The following is a 21,621-nucleotide window of genomic DNA, read 5'->3' on the forward strand; positions in this document are numbered from 1 at the left end:
GGCGCGGGGGCGCCTGGCGCCTCTGGCGATGTGTTCTTTGTAGGCGAAGACGGCCTCGGGTTCGGCGCCCCGCGCGACACCGCGGGGCCTAGCCCGGCAGGCCGGGCCGGAACGGGATGCCCAGTGCCGCGAAAACGCCGAGCATCTTCGCGTTTCCCTCGTCCACGTCGGCGACGAACATCCGCACCCCTTCGTGTTCCGCCGAGACGACGAGCTGTTCGAGCAGCAGGGCCGCCACGCCGAGCGTCGGGCCGTGGCCGTCGACCACCAGCGCGACCGCCGCTTCGGCCGGGTCGGCGAGGATGTCGTAGCGGGCGACGCCGGCCAGCCGGGAGTGCAGGAAGCACCCCACCGCCGTGTGCCCGACGCCGGAGCTGTGGGACAGCTGCGTCGAAAGCTCGGCCAGCCCGGCCACGCCGAGACCGAAGAACCGCAGGTGCCGGTCGTGCCGCCCGGAGAGCCGGGCCCGCAGCGCGAGGACCGCGGCGGCGTCGCGAGCTTCCAGCTCGCGCACCCAGGCGACTTCGCCGTCCGGGAGCAGGACTCGTGCCGGTGGGGTGGCGGTGGACATGGCGTGCTCCTCACGGTGTCGACGACCACCGGGTCCGCAGTGCTCTGTCCTTTTCGCACAGAACACTGCGGAGTCCGGGGCCGCGGGTCAGTGCTCTTCGGTCCGGGTCCCGTTCACGGCCGCTTTCGGCGGCACGATCGGGGCCGTGGCGGCCGGTTCCGGCCGGGTCGCGGCGGCGCTCTCGCGGGCCAGGAACGAGCCCAGCTCGCCGATGGTGCTCATCAGCGGGGCGGGGAACACGACGGTGGTGTTCTTGTCCACGCCGATCTCCACCAGGCTCTGGAGGTTGCGCAGCTGCAGCGCGAGCGGGTGCGCCATCATCGTGTCCGACGCGTCGCCGAGTGCGGCGGCGGCGAGGGATTCGCCCTCGGCGCTGATGATCTTGGCGCGCTTCTCGCGTTCCGCTTCGGCCTGGCGGGCCATCGCCCGCTTCATCGTGTCGGGCAGCTGGATGTCCTTCAGCTCCACCAAAGTCACTTCCACGCCCCAGTCGAGCGTGGTGACGTCCAGGATCCGGCGGATGTCGACGTTGATGCTGTCGGTCTCGGACAGCGTCTCGTCCAGCGTGTGCTGCCCGACGACCTTCCGCAGCGTCGTCTGGGCGATCTGGTCGATCGCGGCGTAGACGTTCTCGATCGCCACAACCGACTTCACGGCGTCCCGCACCCGGAAGTAGGCCACCGCGGACACGTCGACGCTCACGTTGTCACGCGTGATGATGCCCTGGGACTGGATCGGCATCGTGATGATCCGCAACGGCACCCGGCGCAGGACGTCGACGACCGGGATGATCAGCCGCAACCCCGGCTCGCGCACGCCGATCACCCGGCCGAGCCGGAACAGGACCCCCTGTTCGTACTGCTTGACGATCCGCACCGCGGAAGCCAGCAGGAGCAGCAGCGCGGCGGCGATGACGATGATCACGAGAACGTTCATGGTGCTCCAGACTTCACGACTTGCGCCGGGGAAGAGGCTCAGCCCGAGAGCTTCACCTGGTTGTCGACCGCGGTCACGCCGGGGGCGAACCACGCGGTCTGCTCGGCCGAACGGCGTTCGGCCGAGGTGAGGACCTGACCGGTCAAGGTGACCTGGCCGTCGTCGATGCCGACCTCGACGTGCTGCGCGAACCCCGGCGCGTGCCGGGCGAGCGCCGCGATGATCTGCGCCTTGGTGTCGGCCGGGGTGGCTCCCGGAGAACGTCGCAGCGTGATCAGGTTCCGCACGCCGCTGATGCCGGGGAGCACGGCCACCGCCCGGCGGGCGGCTTCGCGCTGGTGGTGCCAGTCCACCGAGCCGCGCAGGGTGATCACCCGGTCGCGCACGTCGACCTGCACCGAGTCCTTCGGCACGAGGACGGTGTGACGGTCGAACACGGTCATGGCGTCCCGGGCGAGATCCGCGTCCGCCGGAACGTCGTGGCCGTGCCGGACGATGATCTTGTCCACGGTCGTGGTCACGCCCTGGACCCGGGTCGCGGCGCGCAGCGCCTCTTCCTTCTCGGGGTAGGTGCCGACGTGCCCGGACAGCGTCGCGACCCCGCCTGAGACGGTCACGCCGATCCCTTCGGCGTTCACGCTGGGGGTCCAGGCGAGTTCATCGGTGACAGCGGTCTTGAGGTGATGATCGGGCCTGTGCTGGATCTCTGTCATCCCTTCAGCGTGGTCCCTCCGCGTTGCGCGGCCCAGTGCCGCCGGACCTTTTTCGCGGGGTCGTTCGGCGCGGGCGGGCGTAGCCTGAGGCCGTGGACGACCGCATGCAGCACGACCTCCCCGTCATCACGGTCTTCCTGGTCGACGACCACGAACTCGTGCGGCGCGGAGTCGCCGAACTCGTCGACGACGAACCCGACCTGACCGTCGTCGGGCAGGCGTCCTCGGTCGCCGAGGCCATGGCCAGGATCCCCGCACTGCGCCCGGACGTGGCGGTGCTCGACGTGCGGCTGCCCGACGGGAACGGCGTGGAGCTGTGCCGCGGCCTGCGCGGGGCGCTCCCCGGCCTGCGGTGCCTGATGCTGACCTCCTTCACCGACGAGGATTCGATGGTCGAAGCGGTCCTGGCCGGTGCCGAGGGGTACGTCATCAAGGACGTGAAGGGGTTGCAGCTGGTCGACGCCATCCGCCGGGTGGGGTCCGGCGAGACCCTGCTGGACGCCCGGGCGGTCGCCGCGCTGGTGGCCGAGCTGCGGGCGAAGACCGGGAAACCCGGCCCACTGGCGGGGCTGAGCGAGCAGGAGCTCGTCCTGCTGGACCTGCTCGGGGAAAGCCTGACGAACCGGCAGATCGCCGAGCGGATGTTCCTCGCGGAGAAGACCGTCAAGAACTACGTGTCCCGCCTGCTGGCGAAGCTCGGCCTGGAACGGCGGTCCCAGGCCGCGGTGCTGGTCACCGGGATCCACGACGCCGAGCGCCGCCCGGGCGGCTAGCGGCGAAGGGGTGCTCGTCGCTGATCACGACGTCCTCGAGCGGTGTCCGTGGCGACGACGGCACCGCGGTGCCGTGGCCGAGGCGCAGCATGATCTGGGGCCAGACCCCGCCACCGAGCAGCTGCCGCAGTTCACGCCGGGCCGCCGGCAGCGCCATCGCCTGAGAGGAGAGCGCCGCCGAGATCCCGGCCGCGGCGGCCGTCAGCAGCACCCGCTGCATGGCCTGGCCGGCCTGGAGCCGGCCCAGGGCACTGTCGTGCAGTGAGCCGATGACCACGACCAGCCGGCCGGGTTCGACGTCGAGGTCGGTCCCGCCGCCGGGTCCCGGTGCCGCCGGCGGGGCTTCCGTGCGGCGCATGATGTCGCGCAGCTGCGGCACCTGGTCGGCGGTGATGGTGGCCAGCCAGGCGCGTTCCACTTCGGCCGCCCGCCGGAGCTGCCGCTGCACCGCGTCGGGCACGACGGCGGCGGTGAACGGACGCCGGTTGCTCTCCCGGCCGGCGATGGCCGCCACGAGTTCCCCGTCGTGCGGGGCGATCGTCTCGTAGCCGTGCGGCTGCACGACGGCGAGCAGGTCGGGCCGCCCCGCCGTGGGGAACAGCCGGACGTCGGCGTGGCTGCCCTGCGCCTTGATCGCCAGCCGGAGGTTGAGCAGCGCCGCGCCGCAGTCCAGCATTCGTTCCCGCTGCTCGCTGTCGGTGCCGGTGGTGAGCGGATCCGCGTACAGCTCGACGGAATCCGGGGTGCACTGGAACCGCCACGGCCGGGCGGACCGCAGCGGCGGGGGAGCCGTGGCCGCGAGGAGGACGGCGTGCACCTGGCTTGCGCTGAGATGGCCGACGGGCATGACACCGGTCTTCATGGACGGCTCCGAACTCCTGGATTACTGGATGCGCTTTCACCGTCCGCCCGCGCCGCGGGCTCCGCCCAGTGCCGAACGGCCCCCGCCTCCGGGCGAAGGTCGTCGGTTGCGGACCCGGATCGGGACCGCTGTGTCACAGTGGTGACATGCCCGAGGAAACGACGTCGGGCCGGGACCGGATGGACGCGCTGCCGGCGGCGGTCCTCGCCTTTTCCGCCGGTCTGGAGCTCGAGACGACGCTGCACCGGATCGTCACCGCCGCGGCCGGCCTGGTCGGTGCCCGGTACGGCGCGCTGGCCCTGCTCGACGAGGACGGCCGGACGACCGCGTTCGCCGTGACCGGCGTCGACGACGCCACCCGGGAGCGGCTGGGCCCGCCACCGGACGGCCACGGGTTGCTCGGCACACTGGTGACCGGCCGGGCGCCGGTGCGCCTGGCCCACCTGGTGACCGGTGAGTTCCCGCCGGGTCATCCACCGATGCGGGCGTTCCTCGGCGTCCCGCTGCTGGTGCGGGGCGAGATCCTCGGCCGGCTGTACCTCGGCCGCGAGCAGCCGTTCACCACCGACGACGAGCGGGCGACCGTGGCGCTGGCGGCGGCGGCGGGGATCGCCGTCGACAACGCGCGGCTCTACGAGGAGAGCCGGAGCAGGCAACGGTGGCTGGAAGCCACCGGGGAGATCTCGGCCGAGCTCTTGGGCGGCACGGACGTCCACGAGGTGCTGCGTCTGATCGCGACCCGGGCCGCCGAGCTCACCGGCGCCGATGACGCGCTCATCGCGTTGCCCGAGTCGCCAGGTGGGCCACTGGTCGTCACGGTGTGCGCCGGCCCCGACGCCGACGTGCTGGCCGGCCGCCGGATCCCGCTCGACGGCTCGACCGCCGGTGCGGTACTGCGCGACCACGTGCCGCGCAGCGTGCCGAGCCTGGCGTTCGACCTGACCGCCGGTCTGGGCGTGGACCTCGGGCCGGCGCTGGTGGTGCGGTTGCGGTCCGGCTCGCGGTCCGGCGCGGCGGTGCTCCTGGCGATCCGCGGCCGCGGGGCGGCGCGGTTCGGCGAGCACGAGCTGCAGCTCGTGTCGGCCTTCGCCGACCAGGCCGCGCTGGCGCTGCGGGACGCCGAAAGCCAGGCCGCCCGCCGCGAGCTGGACGTCGTGGTGGACCGCGACCGGATCGCCCGCGACCTGCACGACCACGTCATCCAGCGGCTGTTCGCGGTGGGCCTGGGGATCGAGGGCACCCGCCGCCGGTCCGATTCGCCCGCGGTCACCAGCCGGCTCGTCCAGCACATCGACCAGCTCCAGGACGTCATCGAGGAGATCCGCAGCGCGATCTTCGCCCTGCACGCGCAGCCGGGAGCCGGCCGGGCCCTGCGGGCGCGCCTGCAGAACGCGATCACCGACACGACCGCCGACTCCGCGATCCGCACGACGGTGCGGCTGTCGGGTGCGTTCGACCGGGTGCCGGCCGGACTGGCCGAGCACGCCGAGGCCGTCGTCCGCGAGGCGGTCACCAACGTCCTGCGGCACGCGAGGGCGGCCGAACTGGCGGTCACGGTGTCCCTGGACGGCGACCTGGTGGTCGAGGTGTCGGACACGGGGATCGGGATGCCGGAAGCCGTGGCCCGCAGCGGCCTCCGCAACCTCGAGCAACGCGCCGCGGAGGCGGGCGGATCGCTGCGGCTCGACCGCCCGGCCGGCGGCGGGACCTGTCTGGTGTGGACGGTTCCGGTGCCCTGACGCCGGTGGACCCGGCGGTCTGCGGGCGTCCCCGACCGGGTCGCCCGCTCAGGGGCACTCGAGCCGCAGGTCGGTCGTGAAATTCAGCGGTTCCAGCTTGCGGCCATCGCAGGCCGGGCGGTGATGCTGCCGGTGGCGGGCCGGTTCGGCCCGCGTCCGGTGATCATCCTGATGGCCGCCGGGGCCGCGGGCGTGGTGCTGTGGTTCGGCACGCTGGCCGGGAACCGTGCTCCTGGTGGTGACCGGCTCCCTGCTGTCCTGCTGCCAGGACGGCGGCTTCAGCGGGATCGTCCCGTTCACCCCCGATCTCTACCCGGTCCGGTTGCGGGCCACCGGCGTGGGCGCGGCCAACGGCGCGGGACGCCTCGCCAGCCTCTCCGCACCGTTGCTTGTCGGCGCGCTGGCGGAGTCGGGCGACATCCATACGATGTTCGTGATCTTCGCCGCCGGCTACGGACTCGCGGCCTTGGCGGCGTTCTGCCTCGGTTCGCGGGTCGTTCCGGTCGCGTCGGGCTCGGACAGCCGGTCAGGCCGTGGCCGGGGCGAGACCCTAGTCGATCCTGAGTGACGCCCTTGGTCGATCATTCCTCTTGCGACAGAGGGAAGATCGAACCAAGGGCCTTTGGTGGTTCGGCTTCCCTGCTCGGCGGCGGTCGTTCCGAGTGCGTGCAAGAGTGAGTCACGTATAGCAGAAGATGGTGTAAGGGTTGTAGTAGTCGTTGTATCCCCAGTACGGCGTCGAACGCTGCTGGGCGCAGGCGGTGGTGAAGTTGACGGTTTTGTCGGTGCCGCCCGAAGTGCAGCGCCACCCGTTGATGTTGTTGATCCGGACGACCGCGTGCCAGGACGGGCCGTACCAGCCCTGGCAGAACTGTTCCACGCTGATGCCGCCGACGACGCCTGCTTGGGCGACGCCGGTACTCGCGAGAGGGGCGGCCGCCACCACCGCGGCGGCTGTCAGTACCGATCTGATTTTGCTGCGCACTGTTTCGCCTTCCGTGTGTTCCGGCGTTGGTGCCGGTCGTGCCGAGCATGGGGCGGGTGTCCTGCGTCGTCATGACAGCCGAATGGCTGTCTTCACATCCCCGCCACGGCGATTAGCCTCTTGTTCGAGGCGGAGGTGCCGGTGGGCGGAGGGCGCACGACGGGGGAGGGCGATGCCAGCCGTGCGATGAACCGGGTGCTGTTCCGGTGCGCGGCCATCGTGCGCGGTTCGCTCGGGGTAACCGGCGCCTTCGCCGGCGTACTCGATGCGGATCGGACGCCGATCGTGGCTATGACCCTGGTCGCCGCGACGGTGAACCTCATCTGGTCGTTGTTCTTCGTTCGGCGCGCCGTGCGCCGGAGAATCACCACCTGGCTGATGGCGATCGACCTGGCCGAGGTCGTGGGGCTCTGCCTGCTGCAGGGTCAGCTGGTGTCGCCGGAGGCCCTGCCGACGGGTGTTTCCTGGATCGCGGTCCTCATCGGTGTGCGCGTCATCTACGGCCACATCGGCGTGCGGCCCGCCGTCGGAATCGCGGGCGGAATGGTGGTCATCGCGGCCTACGTCAGCGGCCAGGTGCTCGCGGCGGTGCCGGGGGCCGGAATCGCGCAGGCCGGGGTGTACTTGCTGCAGAACCTGTGCGGCCTGGTCCTGATGGCCCTTCTGCGGCGAGTCGGGCGCGCGGCCGACACAGAACTGGCCGACTTCCACGACAGCCGCGCCCGCGCCCGTGTCGACCAGCTCCGCCGGGCCGAACAGCGCGAAGCCGACCGGCGGCTGCACGACACCGTGCTGGCCACCCTGACGATGGTCGGGTCCGGTGCCATCACCTCCTCCTCGGCCCGGTTGCGCGCTCAAGCTCGTGCCGACCTGGAGGTGGTGTCGGCCCTTCGCGAAGTCGACGGCACTGGTCACGGGCCGGTGCGGCTCGATCGTCTGCTGCAGGACGCACCGGCCCGCGCGGGCTGGTCGACGGGGGTGCGGATGGATCTCGCCGCCTGCGAGGCCCCGGCGGACGTCGCCGACGCCTTCGCCTGGGCCGCGGGCGCGGCGCTGGTCAACGCGCGCAAGTACGCCGGCGTCGAGCACGCGTCGCTGGTGCTGACGGAGGGGACCGGCGAGATCGTGGTGACGGTGTCCGACGCCGGCCGGGGCTTCGATCAGTCGAGGGTGCCGGCGCACAAGTACGGTGTGCGCGAAGCCGTGGTGGGCCGGTTGGCCGCGATCGGGGGCGACGCCGTTGTCGACTCGTGCCCGGGGCACGGGACCGTGGTCACGCTCAGGTGGCGGACCGATGGCTGACGACTCGAGCTCGTCCCTCGCCGCCCGGTACCAGCGGGGGACCATCATCGCGACTGTGTGCATGGCGGGGCTGTGGCACGGCGGTTTCGACACCGCCGCAGTGCTGCTGAAGTGGCCGGACTTCCGGTGGATCTGGGTCTCGCCCCTGATGTGGGCGTTGTTCACGGCGCTGATCGTGGCCGCCGCGGTCCAGCTGCTCCGCGACGGGGTGGTGCGCCGGCCGTGGCTGGGGGTGGTGTTGACCCTGACCATCAGCGTGGTGGTCGTGGTCAACGCGGACGGCCGGGTGATCGGCTTCGAAAACTGGGCGTTCGGAGCGGTCGGCTGGCTTGGCGTCCTGGCCAGCTGGGGACGCTCGGCCGCGCCGCTGGCCGCGGTGCTGATCGGCAACGGCGCCGCCTCCACGATCGCCATGGTCCTGCTGGCGGAGCCCAGCCTCCAGGACGTCGCGTTCGTGCTGACGAGCCTGGCCGGATCGGCCGCGCTGCAGATCGCGCTGGCGTACGGCGTGCGCACCCAGAGCCGGATCGTCGATGGCGCGGTCGGCGCGGCCACGGCGCGGGCCGAAGTGGAAACGCGGCGCATGGCCGCCGAACAGGCGCACGCCGCTCGCTTGCAGCGGCACGAATTCCTGCAGCGCACCGCCGCGGTGGCCCTGGCGGGTCTGGCCGACGGGACCAGCGACCCGGTCGACCCGGCCGTGCAGCGCCAGTGTGCGATCGAAGCGGCTCGGCTCCGCCGGCTGTTCCTGGAGGCCGACGACGTGCCCGATCCGCTGCTGCACGAGGTGCGCGCGTGCCTCGACGTGGCCGAGAGCCGGGGTGTGCCGGTGCGGATGAGCGTGTCCGGTGAGATGCCACCGGTGCCGGTGCAGGCTCGGCGGGACCTGATCGAGCCGGTGGTCGAGGTGCTGGGCTCGGCGCGCACCCACGCCAGGGTCACGATCTTGGGCGACGGGGGAGCAGTTCAAGTGAGCGTCATCGCCGATGCCGATATTTCTCTGGCACCGACGGCGGCCGGGCAGGTCCGGGTGGAGTGCCAACGGGAGGGGGAGTCGTTGTGGGTGCAAACCAGCTGGACCGGCAGATCACCGTTGCCATCATCGAAGACCACGAGGTCGTGATCGACGGGGTTCGGGCCTGGGTCGACCGCGACCCCGGACGGCGAGTGCGCGTGGTGGCCAGCGGAGCTGACGTCGACGAGGTCCTCCGTGGCCCCGGCGGCAACTCCGACGTCCTGCTGGTCGACCTCAACCTGCGCGGCACGCTCATCGTCGACCGGATCGCGGAGCTGACCGGTGCCGGGCGTCGCGTGGTGGTGTTCTCCGCACACTCCGAGCCCGAAAACGTCCTGGCCGTCCTTGACGCGGGCGCGGAGTTCCTGGAGAAGGACGAGAGCCGCGAGCACTGTGTGGAGACGATCGTGGCTGTGGCCGCTGACCGTCCCTATGTGACGCCCTCCAGCGCGGGCGCGATGATCGCCGACGACCGGCCGGTCCGCCCTGCTCTGTCCAAACAGGAGATCGCCGCACTCAAGTACTGGTTCCAGGGGATGTCGAAGGCATCCGTCGGCCGGCGGATGGGGATCAGCGAAGCCACCGTCAAGCAGTACATCGACCGAGCCAGGACCAAGTACGCCGCTGTCGGCCGGCGTGCGACGACGAAGGACGCTCTTCTCGCGCGGGCGATCCAGGACGGTCTCATCCGGGCCGACGAAATCGGTGAATACCGTTCGATGGCCAACCGATCCGAGAGCTGACCAGCCGGTCGAAGACTGGGCGCCGTGGCAGGACTTCCGTCGAGGTCGCGCTCTGGGCTTGTCGTTCGCTGAGACCGTCTTGACCCCCGCTCGGCCGTCATGACCGCGGGCGATCCCGATTGTAGCGTCGAGGTCGATTCCAGCGCATGGAATGGAGGCGAGATGGAAACGCACGTCCGGTGAACGCCGCGACCACGGTCCCTTCGGGAGACGTTGTTCTGTAGCGGGTAGCGAATGGCAGTAGCCCGATCCGGGACGGCGCCGAGGGCCGTGGCGCGGCGACGGCGGCCTGGCAGAAGGGGGGCGATTTGCCGGCTGATCGCCTCGCGGTCCGGTGGGTGGGTTTCGCGTTCGGCCCGGGGCGCGAGCGCTTCCGCCAGGCCGGCGCGGGCCTCCAGGCGTACCTGGTCGACCTGAGCTGACCGTGGCACTGGAGGGATCCGGGGCGATCGAGGGGGCGACCTGGCTGGCCGCCCTCGCGGTGCGGGGTGAAGACGGTGCAGCGGGACCATCGTCGCGGGACAGCGGCGGCCGGAGCGGGACGGCTGGGCCGAGGGAGGTGGGGTTCACCCGTCCGGATGTCGGCAGCAGCGCACGCGGCGGACCACTCGCAGGCGAGGTGACACCGCGTCGCGGCGGTGGACGTTCGATCGAGTGATCACGGTGTCGGCGGCGGTGATCGGCGACGACGGGATGGCATCATGGATGCGCTCAGCGTTGAGCGCCCGGACTCCGACAGACACACTGAGAGGGCTACCGCGGAGTGATCAAGATCTGCCGAGGCCGCGACGGAAGCGGCGCGAAGCGCATCGTCTTCAGCTTGCCCACCGACGAGCCGCCCGGCCGCGTCAGCGTGGTGGGTTCGTTCAACGACTGGACTCCCGGCCAGCACCACCTGCAACCCCGCACCATCGGACGCCGCTCCGTCAGTGTCGAGGTAGCCGCCGGCGTCGCCGTCCAGTTCCGCTACCTCGGGGAAAACGGCTATTGGTTCGACGACCCCGACGACCCGGACGTGCTCGGCCGGATCGCCGACCCGCCGGCGTAGAAGCCGCCTGCGGGATCACGACTCGGCACTTGTGGCGAAGCCGGTCCGGTACGCGAACACGACCGCTTGGACCCGGTCCCGCAGGTCCGGTTTGGTCAGGATGCCGGAAACCGTTTCGAAGCCGAGCCCCAGCTCCTCGGCGATCTCCGTGTCCGCCAGGCCGGCCGCGATCAACCGCAGCACCTCGCGCTCCCGGGGTGACAGGATGGCCAGTGCCCGGCCGTCCGGCACGCCGACCTCAAGCACGTTCACCACCCCGCGGTGGGGATCATCCGCTTGCGGTGCCGGCTGCTCGTGCTGCCCGACGCGGGGCTGAGGATCCGGATCCTCCTGCCGCCGGAGGGTACGGACGCCGCGGAGAAGCTACCCCGCGCTCGCCGAGCACGTCGCGGGAGAATCCCGGTACTCGGCGGCGAGGCGGATCAGCTCCTCGAGCCGGTCGTGCGCCCTCGTCAGGTCGCCGATCCGGACGCGCAGCCGGTCGCGCTCGTCTTCGAGGAGGCGGGCCATCCGCGGGGTCGTGACGAGGGTCTCGAGGAAGGGCAGGATCGGGAGGATCGCCTTGCTCGTCAGCCCGGCCGCGTAGAGGAGCTGGATGAACTTCACCCGCTCCACGGCGGACTCGGGGTACTGCCGGTGGCCGCCCGCACCGCGGCCGGCGAGCACGAGACCCTGCTCTTCGTAATACCTCAGCGCACGGACGCTGACCCCCGCACGTTCGGCCACCTCTCCGATCCGCATGGCACCTCCGCGCATTCCGGGCTTGATCCTCACGCTGACGTCAGGTTCTAGCGTACGGTGCATGGACATCCACGGAGCCACCGCGCTCGTCACCGGAGCCAACCGCGGCATCGGCCGCCACCTCGCCGCCCAGCTCGCCGAGCGCGGCGCCAAGGTCTACGCGACCGCTCGCCGTCCCGAAGCCGTCGATCTCGACGGCGTCGAGGTCCTCGCCCTCGACATCGCCGATCCGGACGCCGTCGCCGCCGCGGCCCGGGTGGCCGGCGACGTCGACCTGCTCGTCAACAACGCCGGGATCGGCGGCGGCGCCTTGCTCGGCGACCTGCGTGCGGTCCGCGCCGCGCTGGACGTGAACTTCTGGGGCACGCTGTCGATGGTCCGCGCCTTCGCGCCGGTCCTCGCGGCGAACGGCGGCGGCGCGATCGTGAACATCGCCTCCTCGGCGTCCTGGTTCGTCTTCCCCGGCAGCAGCGCCTACGCGGTGTCCAAGGCCGCCGTCTGGAGCATGAGCAACGCGCTGCGCCAGGAACTGGCCGGCCAAGGAACCCTCGTCACCTCGGTGCACCTCGGGGCGGCCGACACCGACATGGTGAAGGACCTCGACGTGCCCAAGATGGACCCGGCCGAGGTCGCCCGCCGCACGCTCGACGGTGTGGCGGCCGGTGAAGCCGAGGTCGTGGTCGACGAGTTCACGCAGCTGGTCAAGGCGTCGCTGAGCAAGGACCCGCGGGAGTTCGACAGGCAGCTCGCGCAGCTCCTGGACGATCAGTGAACGTCGGCGGCGGTGAGGGTGGGCGGTGCACTGCGGAAGCGTCCCGGCGAGACGCCGTACTCGCGGCGGAAAGCCGCCGAGAAAGCGAACTCGGTCGAGTACCCGACCCGCGGGGCGATGGTCGCCAGTGCGGCGTCGGTTTCCCGGAGCAGCCGGGCGGCCTGGCCGAGCCGCCAGCCGGTCAGGTAGCTCATCGGCGGCCGGCCCACCGCGGTGGTGAACAGCCGGGAAAATGCGGTGCGGGGCATCTCCGCGACCTCGCTCAGCCGGCCCACCGTCCACGGCCGGTGCGGGTTTTCGTGGATCTCGCGCAGCGCGGCCGCGATCCCCGGGTGGGCGACCTCCGGCCACCCGGCGGCGGTGTCCCGCTCGTGCCACTGGCGGAGGACCTGGACGAGGACCAGGTCCAGCAGCGCCCGCCGCGTCGCGCCGGAGCCCGGCCGGGCCGCCGAGACGTCGGTGAGGAGGAGGTCGATCAGGGAGCGCAGCTCCGGGTGGCGGTCGTAGTCCGGCGACAGCGCGATGAGGTCGGGCAGCGCGCGCAGGTACTGGGGCGCGTGGCCGTGGTCGAGCCGGTAGGCCCCGCACAGGAACTCGAAGGCCGCGGGCTCCGGGGCCGGCGGAGGCGCGCCCAGCTCGAACAGCGGGATGTCCGCCAGCGCGCGGGGTTCCTGGCTGAGCCCGTGCTCGGCGCCGGACGAGGTGAGCACGATGTCGCCCGGGCGCAGGGCAACGGGCTCGTCGTGGCCGATCAGCCAGCAGGTGCCGCGCGTGATGATGTGGAACCCGCTGCCGTCGAACGCGGCGAACCTGAGGCCCGCCGAAGGCTGCTTGATCACGCGAGCGCCGGCGCTTCCGACCCGCACGGTGCGGATCACCTCGCTGATCAGGTCCATATTGGCGATGCTACCGGCGCACAGCCGCGTATGAACCGGTGCCGCCGGCGCATGGCACGCCGGGAGCGCCCGGTGCTTGAGTCGGTGGAGTGATCGAATACGCGAACGCCGGAACCACGGACCTCCTGCGCGCCCACGCCGGAAAAGTCGAACAGAACGAGCGGCCGGCCGGCGAAGGCTTGGCCGCACTGCGCGACGACGGCGTCTTCGCCTGGCGGACACCGCGGGAGCACGGCGGGGAATGGGCGGACGCGGAGACCATCGCGCGCCGGCTGACCGGCCTCGGCCGGGCCTGCCCGTCCACCGCGTGGATCGCCGGGACCTGCGTCACCTCCAAGAGCCTTGCCGTTCGCTTCTTCCCCGGTTCCGCGACGCCGGAGTTCTTCGCCGATCCGGACGCGCTCTTCTGCGGTTCGGGGGTGCCCGGCGCGCGGGGCGAGCGGGTACCGGACGGGGTGCGCGTCACCGGCCGCTGGCCGAACGTCTCGGGCTGTGAAGACGCGGTCTGGGCCACGCTCGCGGTGCTGGTCGACGGCGAGTTCTCCTTCGCGCTGGTGCCGACGGCCGACCTCGTCGTCGAGCGGACCTGGGACATGGCCGGCATGCGCGGCACCGGCAGCCACACCCTGGTCGCCGACGGCGTCCTCGTGCCGGCCGCGCGGATCGCGGCGGCGTCACCGTTCCCCCTGGGAGACGCGATGCTGTACGCCACCACGGTGCTCGGTCCGGTGGTGGGTGCCGCCCAGGGGGCGCTCGACGTCGTCATCGCGATGTTCGCCTCGGACCGCAAACCGTTCATGACCGCCTACTCGCGCATGGGGGAGTCGGCGGGGGCCCGTCATTGGCTGGCCGAGGCCGGCTACCTGGTGGACCGCGCCGAGAAGACGATGCTCGAGGTCGCCCGCGAGGCGAGCTCGGCCGAGTTGTCCCCGGCGGACGGCCCGCGGCTGCGCATGGCCCTCGCCGGCGCCGGGCGGGACTGCCGGGCCGCCGTCGAGCGGATGCTCGACCTGCACGGTCCCAGTGGTTTCGCGACGTCGAACGTGCTGCAGCGGTTCTGGCGGGACGTCGCCGTCGGCAGCAGGCACCCGCACCTCAACCCGTACCTCGCGGTGGAAAACCTGGGCACGGCCTTGGCGCCCGCCGATCAGTGACCGGTTCGGCCGCCATCCTCGACACAGTGTCGATTTTTCTCGACAAGGCAGGTGTCCCGGACCGCGCCGGGCCCGCCGCCGCACAGGCCGTCGCGGGGGCGGTGTGCTGGATGATCGAGCGCACGTCCTACCACGCGTCGGTGGTTTCTCCCGAAGCGCTCGATCAGGCCTCCGAGACGTGCCGGGTGGTGTGGCTCCGCGTCGCGGGGATCGAGCCCTGACCGGCCGAGAACCGGTACCGAGCGCCCGGCGGTGCAGGAAACCGGCCGCGAGCGCACCGGCACGGTGACCTCGAGCTGCCGCAGCGGGTCCGTGGTCGGCCGGTCGAGCCGAGTGCGGATCCGCCCGAGGTCGGGGCGAGTGCCGACTCCGGGGCCGGCCCGAGCGCGGCCGGGTCGCTTGCCTGGCGTGCGGGGGAGGGGCGCGCACGTTCGATACCGACCGTTCTATCTGTTACCCTCGAGCGGATGGTGCGCAACACTCGAGGCCAGGTGTCCGAAGCGCGGTCGAGGCTGCTCGCGACGGCCACCCGGATCTTCTACGCGGAGGGTTTGCACTCCGTGGGGATCGACCGGATCGTCGCGGAGGCGCAGGTCACCCGCGCCACGCTGTACCGGCACTTCCCCGGCAAGGAAGACCTCGTCGTCGCGTATTTGCAGGGTGTGCACGAGATGGAGCGCGAAGGGTTCGGGAAGGTTCTGGTCGGCGGCCTTTCGGCCGCGGACAAGCTGCGGGCCATCGCCGGATCGATCGCCGATGGCATCCGCTCCGCCCGGTTCCGCGGCTGTGCGTTCCTCAACGCGGTCGCGGAATACCCGGATCCCACGCACCCCGTGCACCAAGCCGTCCTCGCGCACCGCGAGTGGTTCCTGAACATCGTCACGGACTTGCTCGCGCAGGTCGGCGACACACCGCCGGAACTCGCGGGACGGCACTTCGTGATGCTGCGCGACGGCGCGATGGTCTCGGGTTGCTTGGCCGACCCCGCCGGCGTCTGCGACACGTTCCTGCAAGGCGTCGACGGGATCCTGCAGCACCGCATCGACTCCGCCTCGAAGTAGCGGATCGGCAGGTCGGAGCTCGGTAACTGAGCCGACACCTCGGCCGCCGTGGGCGATCGGGGTGGTCCTCTCTCGCGCGTAAGGAATCGGAAAGAACGTTCTGTCTTGACAGTGCGCGGCCACCCCACCATGCTGACGTGAGATAGAACGTTCGGTCTTGTCGGGGAGGTTCCCCGCAGCCTGGAGAGGATCATGGTGACTACTGTCGACTCGCCCGCCGTAGGTGGGTTCGCCCCGGCTCTGCGCCGGCTGTACTTCGTGCGCTTCGCGTTCGCCATCGTGTGGGCGGTCCTGGTGTTCCTGACGACCAAGTCGGGGCTGGGGGCGGTCGGCGTCGTCCTGGCCGTCGGGTACCCGCTGTTCGACGTGGGCTCGGCCATTGTGGACGCCCGCTCGTCGAAGGGCGGCGGGTCGGTGACGGCGCTGTACGTGAACATGGCGGTCAGCCTGCTCGCGGCCATCGGGATCGGCGTCGCGTCCGCGTCCGGTGTGGCGGGAGTGTTGCGGGTGTGGGGGGCCTGGGCGATCGTGGCCGGGGTGGTCCAGCTGATCGTCGGCGTCCGGCGCCGCAAGATGGGTGGCCAGTGGCCGATGATCCTCAGCGGTGGCATCTCCGTGCTGGCCGGCGCGAGCTTCGTCATCGGCGCCTCCGCGGCGAACCCGTCACTGGCCAATGTGGCCGGTTACGCCGTGCTCGGCGGCGTCTTCTTCCTCGTCTCGGCGATCCGGCTCGGCCGCGCCGCCAAGGCGAACTGACATGAGCACCTACGACGTCGTCGTCATCGGCGCGGGCCCGGTCGGGGAAAACGCCGCCGACCGGATCGTCCAGGGCGGGCTGACCGCCGCGATCGTCGAGCGGGAACTGGTCGGCGGCGAGTGCTCCTACTGGGCGTGCATGCCGACCAAGGCGTTGCTGCGCAGCGGGGCGGCGCTGCGCGCCGCCCGGCAGGTGCCCGGCGCGCGGGAAGCCTTGACCGGTGAGCTCGACGTAGCGGCGGTGCTCCGGCGTCGCGACTCCTTCGCCTCGCACTGGAACGACGGGGGGCAGGTGTCCTGGCTCGAGTCGGCCGGCATCCCGCTCTACCGCGGCCACGGCCGGATCACCGGAGCCGGGTCGTCGAGGTGACCGGCGCCGACGGCACCACCACGACGCTGACCGCGCGGCACGCGGTGATCGTCGCGACCGGCAGCAGCGCACTGGTCCCGGACATCGAAGGCCTCCGTGCCGCCGAGCCGTGGACCAGCCGGGAAACCGTCGCGGCGAAGGAGGTCCCGGGCCGGCTCGCCGTCATCGGCGGCGGGGTGGTGGCTTCGGAGATGGCGACCGCGTTCAGCGAGCTGGGGTCGTCGGTGACGATGCTGGCCCGGGACGGCGTGCTGCACCTCGACGAGCCGTTCGTGGGCGAACGCGTCGCGGAGTCGCTGGAGGAGAAGGGGGTTTCGGTCCGCATCGGTGCCGAGGCCGGCTCCGTCAAGCGCAACGAAGACGGCACGGTGTCGATCACGCTCACCGACGGCGAGCAGCTCGACGCCGACGAACTGCTCGTCGCGATCGGCTGCACGCCGAACACCCAGGACATCGGGCTGGAGAGCGCCGGCCTGAAGCCGGGTGCCTGGCTCACGGTCGACAGCACGATGCGGGTACTCGGAGCGGACGGCTGGCTCTACGCCGCCGGGGACGTGAACCGGCGTGTTCTGCTGACGCACCAAGGCAAGTACCAGGCTCGCGCCGTGGGCGACGCCATCGTGGCACGCGCGAAGGGCGAACCGGTCGACGACGGCGAGTGGGGCCGGCACGCGGCGACCGCCGACGAACGCGCGGTGCCGCAGGTCGTCTTCACCGACCCGGAAATCGCTTCGGTGGGCCTCACCGCGGCCAAGGCCGAGGCCGCCGGGCTGCGGATCCGCGTCGTCGACTACGACCTGGCCGCCACCGCCGGCTCCGCCGTGCACGCCGAGGGCTACCGGGGACACGCCCGGATGGTCGTCGACGAGGACCGCAAGGTGATCGTCGGGTTCACCCTCGTCGGCCCGGACGTCGCGGAAATGCTGCACGCGGCGACGATCGCGGTAGTCGGGGAAGTCCCGCTGGACCGGCTCTGGCACGCGGTCCCGGCTTTTCCCACCGTCAGCGAGGTGTGGCTGCGGCTGCTCGAAGCCTACGGCCGCTGACCCGCCCGATGCCCCGGCCCCGCCGCGATCCGGCGGGGCGGGGTGCACTCTTCCCCCGGAAGGGCTCTCCCTCCATGCGCTTCCGTTTTTCGCGCGCCGGCGGCACCGAACTCGTCGAGCAAGCCGCGCGATGACCGCCGCGACCACCGCACGCGCCGATCCCGCCCTCTACGCCGCGTCGACCTACGTGAGCCACCGCAAGGCGTTGTGTGTGAATCGAGCGAGAAAAGCTCGGGCCCGGCGCGATGACGTTGCTCGCGCCGGGACCCGGGCGTGTGCCGTGAAATCGCCGATCAGGTGGTGATGAACTCGTTTGCGAAGGTTCGCAGCGTGTCGGTGTCGAGCGCGTTCTGGAACCCGACGATCAGCTCGTCCACGCCGGCGGCGCGGTAGCCGTCCAACCGCTTGCGTATCGTGTCGACGGTGCCGATCAGGCCGTAGTCGGCCAGCACGCCCGGGAACACCAGCGGCGCCCAGGGCGGTACCGCGGCACGGGCTTCCTCGTCGGTGTCGGCGATGATGCAATAGCTCGTCGAGGTCTTGGTGATGTCCGAGAAGTCACGCCCGGCCGTCTCGCAGTGCCGGGCGAGGACCTCGTACTTGCGGTGCACCTCGTCGGGGGGCTCCTGCACGTTGCAGAGGTCGCCGTACATCGCGACCAGCCGCAGCGTCACCTTCTCGCCTCCGCCGGCGATCATCACCGGCGGGTGTGGCGCCTGGACCCCGGTCGGCTGGCTCACCGCGCCGTCGGTGCTGAAGTACCGGCCGTCGAAGGTGGCCGGGGTCCCGGTCCACAGCGCCTGGATGATCTGCAGGGCCTCTTCCAGCCGCCGCAGGCGTTCGCCGGCGCCGGGGAAGTCGTAGCCGAACGCCTTGTACTCGTCTTCGTACCAGCCGGCGCCGATCCCGAAGGTCAGCCGCCCGCCGGAGACGACGTCGAGGTTGGAGGCCATTTTGGCCAGCAGAGCGGGGTTGCGGTAGCCGTTGCCGGTGACCAGCTGCCCGAGCCAGGCGGTGCCGACTTCGCGGGCCAGCGCGGCCAGGGTGGTCCAGGCCTCGAACACGTAGGACCCGGACGGGCCGAAGGGGATGAAGTGATCGGGAGCCCAGATGGTGGTGAACCCGACTTCGTCGGCGACCTTGGCCAGGTCCAGGAGCTTGGCGAACGCGGCGATCGGGTCGGTGTAGCCGGCGAACTCGTGGGTCGTGCCGGTCGGCAGGTAGTAGCTGAGTTTCATGGCCGGTCTGACCGGCGGCGGTCTGCGAAGGAATCGGGGCCGGACCGATTCTTTTTCGGACCCGGCCAGGTCTGACCCTCCATGACGACGCACTCTTCACGACGGCTGGTGCTCAGCACCCTGGTATCGCTCAACGGCGTGATCAGCGAACCGCTGGCCTGGGCCGCGCCCTACTTCGGCCCGGGCAGCGCGACAGCGTCGCTGAGGGCGCTGCAGGAGAGCTCGGCGATGCTGATGGGCCGGCGGACCTACGACATCTTCTCGCGGCAGTGGCCGGATACCCCCGGCGACTACGCCGCCCACCTCAACGCCATGCCGAAGTACGTGTTCTCCTCGACGCTGCGAGAGCCGCGCTGGTCCAACACCACCGTGCTCGGCACCGACATCGCCGGTACCGTCGCGCAGATGAAGCGGGAGCCGGGTGCGGACCTCATCGTCTACGGGCACGGCCGGTTCGGGCAGACGCTCACCGCGGCCGGGCTGGTCGACGAGCTCGCGGTGATCGTCGTGCCCGTGATCGTCCCCGACGGCGACTTCTTTTCCGGCCCTGGCGGCGCGTCGAGCACCTGGGAACTGCTTGACGCGGGGCCGGGCGCCGACCCGGGCCTGGTGTCCCTGCGCTACCGGCCGCGACGAGGATGACCGACGTGCCGGACATCTGGGACGACCTCGAGGACTACCGGCCGGAACTGGTGGCTCTGTGCTATCGCATGACGGGTTCGGCGCACGAGGCCGAAGACCTGGTGCAGGAAACCTACCTGCGGGCCTGGCGCAGCCGCGCCTCCTTCGAAGAACGGTCATCGGTGCGCACCTGGCTGTACCGGATCGCCACGAATGTGTGTCTCACGGCGCTGCAGGGACGGGGCCGCCGCGTCCTGCCCGCCGGCCTCGGCACCCCGGGCGACGACCCGGACGTGCCGTTGCCCGCGGCCGAGGTCCTGTGGCTCACCCCATGGTTCGGCGACCCGGCGCAGGTCGCCGAACGACGCAGGATGCTGCGGCTCGCCCTCGTCGCCAGCGCTCAGCACCTGCCGGCGCGGCAACGCGCGGCGTTCCTGCTGCGCGAAGTGCTGGCCATGCCGGCCACCGAGATCGCCCAGGTGCTGGGCACGAGCGTGCCGGCGGTCAAAAGCGCCATCCAACGCGCCCGTGCCCGGCTCGACGAATTGACGCCGACGCCGGAGAACGTCGCCGAGCCGGACTCGCCCGCGGCGCGTGAGGTCCTGAACTCCTACATCGCCGCCTTCGAAACCGCCGACATCGCGGTGCTGACCCGGCTGCTGCGCGACGACGCGACCCTCGAGGTGATCCCCTCCGGGCTGTCCCTGACCGGGAAGCGCTCGTGCGTCCCGTTCCTGGCCGAGCACGTGCTCACCGCACCCGGGCTCTACCGGATGTTCCCGACCGTCGCGAACGACCAGCCGGCCGCCGTGGCCTACTACCGCGAGCGGACCGGCACCCCGTTCCGGCCCTTCGGGCTGGCCGTGCTGACCACCGACACCACGCACCTGACGTCGATCACGGCCTACCTCGACCCGGAACTGGTCGCCGCGGCAGGCTTCCCCGACGATCCGGGCCGGATGCGGTGACCGGGGCGGCGCCACGAAGCGTCGCGCGACCAGCTCGTCGCCCTGTTCCCGGCGCCGGAGTCGGACGTCCGTGCGCGGAGCAGATACCCCAGCAGAGCGTCCACAAGAGACGGTGTCATGGCCGCGGCCCCGGGCGGCGCCTCGTGCAGCTCGGCGCCGGGCAGGTCCACCATCGCTCGCAGACCCGGATTCCGGCCGGGCTCGGCCATATCAATGAACTGGAGACGACCATGAAGACGGTATGGGTCGAAGGAGCCACCGGTAAGGCGGGCAAGCGCGTGACAGCCGCGCTCGCCGCGGCGGGTCTTGCGGTGCGGGCGGCGAGCCGGCATCCGGGGGTGCCCACAGCGAACGTCGACCCGGTGCGGTTCGACTGGACCGACGAGTCGACGTGGGCGGATTCGGTCGCCGGCGCCGACGCCCTGTTCCTCAAGGGACTTGACGTCCTCGACGACGCGGCCTTGCTGATCGCGCGCCTCATCGCAGCCGCCCCGCAGGCGGAGCACGTGGTCCTGATGTCCGCCTTCGGGGTCGACAAGGCTCCCGCGGCTGCTCCGCGCGCGCGGGTCGAACAGGCAGTACGGGAGTCGGGCCGGAACTGGACGATCCTGCGTCCCAACTGGCTGATGCAGAACTTCGACGAGGACGACGCGGTGTATGCCAGGGCGATCCGCGACGACGACGAACTGTACGCGGGAAGCGGCACCCATCGCGCGGGTTTCGTCGACGCCCGCGACGTCGCCGACGCGGCCGTCGCGGTCCTGGCGACGGACGGCCACCACGGCCACGGTTACAACCTCACCGGACCTCGTTCCCTGACCTTCGCGGAGGTCGCCGGCACACTGTCGAAGGCGTCGGGACGCGCCATCCGCCACATCGACGCCGGCCTCGAGGCCCACCGGGCGCATTTCGCCCGCTCCGGACGCCCCGACGCGTGGGTCGAGCACATGATGGACCTGTTCGGCTTCGTACGCGCCGACGTCTTCGACGGCGTCACCGACGATGTGGAGCGGCTCACCGGCCATGTTCCGCGCTCGCTGGACGACTATGCGCGTCAGGTCTTCGCGCCGACACACCGCATACTCCGCAGATGAGCGCTGGGGACTGTTCGAGGACACCAAGAACTTGATCACGTCCTCTTCGACACCCGGCGCGAGCAGCAACCTCGATACCTCCTGGAAAATCCGGCTCGCTTACGACGTCCGTGATGACGGCAGCTACCCCGGTGACGATCGCGCTCCAGCCGGGGTCGTAGGCGTTGGCTTCGAAGGTGACCGGCTGCCCGTCGAGCCGGTCGGCCCAGGAGTTGCC

22 protein-coding genes and 3 pseudogenes are annotated in these 21,621 nt (G+C 71.4%); 16 read left to right on the top strand and 9 right to left on the bottom strand.

Going from position 1 to position 21,621, the window contains the following annotated elements:
- Window positions 1-88 precede the first annotated feature (88 nt).
- The 3 genes from AB0F52_RS10295 to AB0F52_RS10305 form a co-directional block, all read right to left on the bottom strand.
- Entirely contained in the window at window positions 89-571 is a 483-nt protein-coding gene (locus tag AB0F52_RS10295; RefSeq protein WP_360167338.1) for a GNAT family N-acetyltransferase, read from the bottom strand.
- Window positions 572-658: 87 nt separating this feature from the next.
- Entirely contained in the window at window positions 659-1,507 is an 849-nt protein-coding gene (locus tag AB0F52_RS10300) for a slipin family protein (RefSeq protein WP_360167341.1), read from the bottom strand.
- Between the two features lie 38 nt (window positions 1,508-1,545).
- A complete protein-coding gene (locus AB0F52_RS10305; RefSeq protein ID WP_360167344.1) occupies window positions 1,546-2,220 on the bottom strand; it encodes a BON domain-containing protein in 675 nt (224 codons plus the stop codon).
- Between the two features lie 104 nt (window positions 2,221-2,324).
- On the opposite strand from AB0F52_RS10305, the gene AB0F52_RS10310 reads away from it, so the two are divergent.
- Window positions 2,325-2,993 carry a response regulator transcription factor gene (locus AB0F52_RS10310; RefSeq protein ID WP_360168287.1) on the top strand — a complete coding sequence of 223 codons (669 nt, stop codon included), beginning with the start codon at window positions 2,325-2,327 and terminating at the stop codon, window positions 2,991-2,993.
- Here AB0F52_RS10310 and AB0F52_RS10315 read toward each other — a convergent pair.
- The gene (locus AB0F52_RS10315) at window positions 2,953-3,855 is read right to left on the bottom strand and encodes a hypothetical protein (RefSeq protein ID WP_360167347.1); all 903 of its coding nucleotides are present in this window, start codon (window positions 3,853-3,855) and stop codon (window positions 2,953-2,955) included. The genes AB0F52_RS10310 and AB0F52_RS10315 overlap by 41 nt on opposite strands.
- Before the next feature lie 146 nt (window positions 3,856-4,001).
- Between AB0F52_RS10315 and AB0F52_RS10320 the strand changes: the two genes are divergently transcribed.
- Both AB0F52_RS10320 and AB0F52_RS10325 read left to right on the top strand, forming a co-directional pair.
- Window positions 4,002-5,594: a GAF domain-containing protein gene (locus AB0F52_RS10320; RefSeq protein WP_360167350.1), complete on the top strand. Its 1,593-nt coding sequence runs from the start codon at window positions 4,002-4,004 to the stop codon at window positions 5,592-5,594.
- A 220-nt stretch (window positions 5,595-5,814) separates the two neighbouring features.
- Window positions 5,815-6,162 (top strand): annotated as a pseudogene (locus AB0F52_RS10325) (MFS transporter); the annotation flags it as partial.
- A 111-nt stretch (window positions 6,163-6,273) separates the two neighbouring features.
- On the opposite strand, the gene AB0F52_RS10330 reads toward AB0F52_RS10325, so the two are convergent.
- Window positions 6,274-6,579 (bottom strand): hypothetical protein, encoded by a 306-nt coding sequence (locus tag AB0F52_RS10330; RefSeq protein ID WP_360167353.1) that lies wholly within the window; start codon window positions 6,577-6,579, stop codon window positions 6,274-6,276.
- Between the two features lie 291 nt (window positions 6,580-6,870).
- On the opposite strand from AB0F52_RS10330, the gene AB0F52_RS10335 reads away from it, so the two are divergent.
- The 4 genes from AB0F52_RS10335 (at window position 6,871) to AB0F52_RS10350 (ending at window position 10,687) form a co-directional block, all read left to right on the top strand.
- A complete protein-coding gene (locus AB0F52_RS10335) occupies window positions 6,871-7,881 on the top strand; it encodes an ATP-binding protein (RefSeq protein ID WP_360167356.1) in 1,011 nt (336 codons plus the stop codon).
- The gene (locus AB0F52_RS10340) at window positions 7,874-9,004 is read left to right on the top strand and encodes a hypothetical protein (protein ID WP_360167359.1); all 1,131 of its coding nucleotides are present in this window, start codon (window positions 7,874-7,876) and stop codon (window positions 9,002-9,004) included. Before AB0F52_RS10335 ends, AB0F52_RS10340 begins: the two co-directional genes overlap by 8 nt.
- Window positions 8,941-9,639 carry a response regulator transcription factor gene (locus tag AB0F52_RS10345; protein WP_360167362.1) on the top strand — a complete coding sequence of 233 codons (699 nt, stop codon included), beginning with the start codon at window positions 8,941-8,943 and terminating at the stop codon, window positions 9,637-9,639. Before AB0F52_RS10340 ends, AB0F52_RS10345 begins: the two co-directional genes overlap by 64 nt.
- Before the next feature lie 763 nt (window positions 9,640-10,402).
- Entirely contained in the window at window positions 10,403-10,687 is a 285-nt protein-coding gene (locus AB0F52_RS10350) for an isoamylase (RefSeq protein ID WP_103343110.1), read from the top strand.
- A 15-nt stretch (window positions 10,688-10,702) separates the two neighbouring features.
- Here the strand turns inward: AB0F52_RS10350 and AB0F52_RS10355 are convergent.
- Together AB0F52_RS10355 and AB0F52_RS10360 are read right to left on the bottom strand one after the other, a co-directional pair.
- Window positions 10,703-10,891, bottom strand: a pseudogene (locus AB0F52_RS10355) (LuxR C-terminal-related transcriptional regulator); the annotation flags it as partial.
- Between the two features lie 159 nt (window positions 10,892-11,050).
- Window positions 11,051-11,428 (bottom strand): MerR family transcriptional regulator, encoded by a 378-nt coding sequence (locus AB0F52_RS10360; RefSeq protein ID WP_360167366.1) that lies wholly within the window; start codon window positions 11,426-11,428, stop codon window positions 11,051-11,053.
- A 61-nt stretch (window positions 11,429-11,489) separates the two neighbouring features.
- Here AB0F52_RS10360 and AB0F52_RS10365 point away from each other — a divergent pair, with 61 nt between their 5' ends.
- Complete coding sequence (locus AB0F52_RS10365; RefSeq protein ID WP_360167369.1) at window positions 11,490-12,200, top strand: SDR family oxidoreductase; 711 nt, start codon at window positions 11,490-11,492, stop codon at window positions 12,198-12,200.
- Here the strand turns inward: AB0F52_RS10365 and AB0F52_RS10370 are convergent.
- On the bottom strand, window positions 12,194-13,096 hold the full coding sequence (locus tag AB0F52_RS10370; RefSeq protein ID WP_360167372.1) for an AraC family transcriptional regulator: 903 nt from the start codon (window positions 13,094-13,096) through the stop codon (window positions 12,194-12,196). The genes AB0F52_RS10365 and AB0F52_RS10370 overlap by 7 nt on opposite strands.
- An 89-nt stretch (window positions 13,097-13,185) precedes the next feature.
- Between AB0F52_RS10370 and AB0F52_RS10375 the strand changes: the two genes are divergently transcribed.
- The 5 genes and pseudogenes from AB0F52_RS10375 (at window position 13,186) to AB0F52_RS10395 (ending at window position 17,483) form a co-directional block, all read left to right on the top strand.
- Window positions 13,186-14,250 carry an acyl-CoA dehydrogenase family protein gene (locus AB0F52_RS10375; RefSeq protein WP_360167375.1) on the top strand — a complete coding sequence of 355 codons (1,065 nt, stop codon included), beginning with the start codon at window positions 13,186-13,188 and terminating at the stop codon, window positions 14,248-14,250.
- 26 nt (window positions 14,251-14,276) lie between these two features.
- Window positions 14,277-14,471 (top strand): hypothetical protein, encoded by a 195-nt coding sequence (locus AB0F52_RS10380; protein ID WP_360167378.1) that lies wholly within the window; start codon window positions 14,277-14,279, stop codon window positions 14,469-14,471.
- A gap of 246 nt (window positions 14,472-14,717) precedes the next feature.
- Entirely contained in the window at window positions 14,718-15,311 is a 594-nt protein-coding gene (locus tag AB0F52_RS10385) for a TetR/AcrR family transcriptional regulator (RefSeq protein ID WP_360167381.1), read from the top strand.
- Between the two features lie 192 nt (window positions 15,312-15,503).
- Window positions 15,504-16,067: a hypothetical protein gene (locus AB0F52_RS10390; RefSeq protein WP_360167384.1), complete on the top strand. Its 564-nt coding sequence runs from the start codon at window positions 15,504-15,506 to the stop codon at window positions 16,065-16,067.
- Window position 16,068: 1 nt separating this feature from the next.
- Window positions 16,069-17,483 (top strand): annotated as a pseudogene (locus AB0F52_RS10395) (NAD(P)/FAD-dependent oxidoreductase).
- Window positions 17,484-17,776: 293 nt separating this feature from the next.
- Here the strand turns inward: AB0F52_RS10395 and AB0F52_RS10400 are convergent.
- Window positions 17,777-18,721 (bottom strand): LLM class F420-dependent oxidoreductase, encoded by a 945-nt coding sequence (locus AB0F52_RS10400; RefSeq protein ID WP_360167387.1) that lies wholly within the window; start codon window positions 18,719-18,721, stop codon window positions 17,777-17,779.
- 81 nt (window positions 18,722-18,802) lie between these two features.
- On the opposite strand from AB0F52_RS10400, the gene AB0F52_RS10405 reads away from it, so the two are divergent.
- The 3 genes from AB0F52_RS10405 to AB0F52_RS10415 all read left to right on the top strand — a co-directional run bounded on the left by AB0F52_RS10405 (window position 18,803) and on the right by AB0F52_RS10415 (window position 21,404).
- Window positions 18,803-19,363, top strand: coding sequence for a dihydrofolate reductase family protein (locus AB0F52_RS10405; protein WP_360167390.1), 561 nt, complete (start codon window positions 18,803-18,805; stop codon window positions 19,361-19,363).
- Between the two features lie 5 nt (window positions 19,364-19,368).
- Window positions 19,369-20,310, top strand: a complete 942-nt coding sequence (locus AB0F52_RS10410; RefSeq protein ID WP_360167393.1) for an RNA polymerase subunit sigma-70 — start codon at window positions 19,369-19,371, stop codon at window positions 20,308-20,310.
- A 143-nt stretch (window positions 20,311-20,453) separates the two neighbouring features.
- Window positions 20,454-21,404, top strand: a complete 951-nt coding sequence (locus tag AB0F52_RS10415) for an NAD(P)H-binding protein (protein WP_360167396.1) — start codon at window positions 20,454-20,456, stop codon at window positions 21,402-21,404.
- Window positions 21,405-21,621 lie beyond the last annotated feature (217 nt).

Source organism: Amycolatopsis sp. NPDC024027 (genome assembly GCF_040638975.1).
Lineage (GTDB): Bacteria > Actinomycetota > Actinomycetes > Mycobacteriales > Pseudonocardiaceae > Amycolatopsis.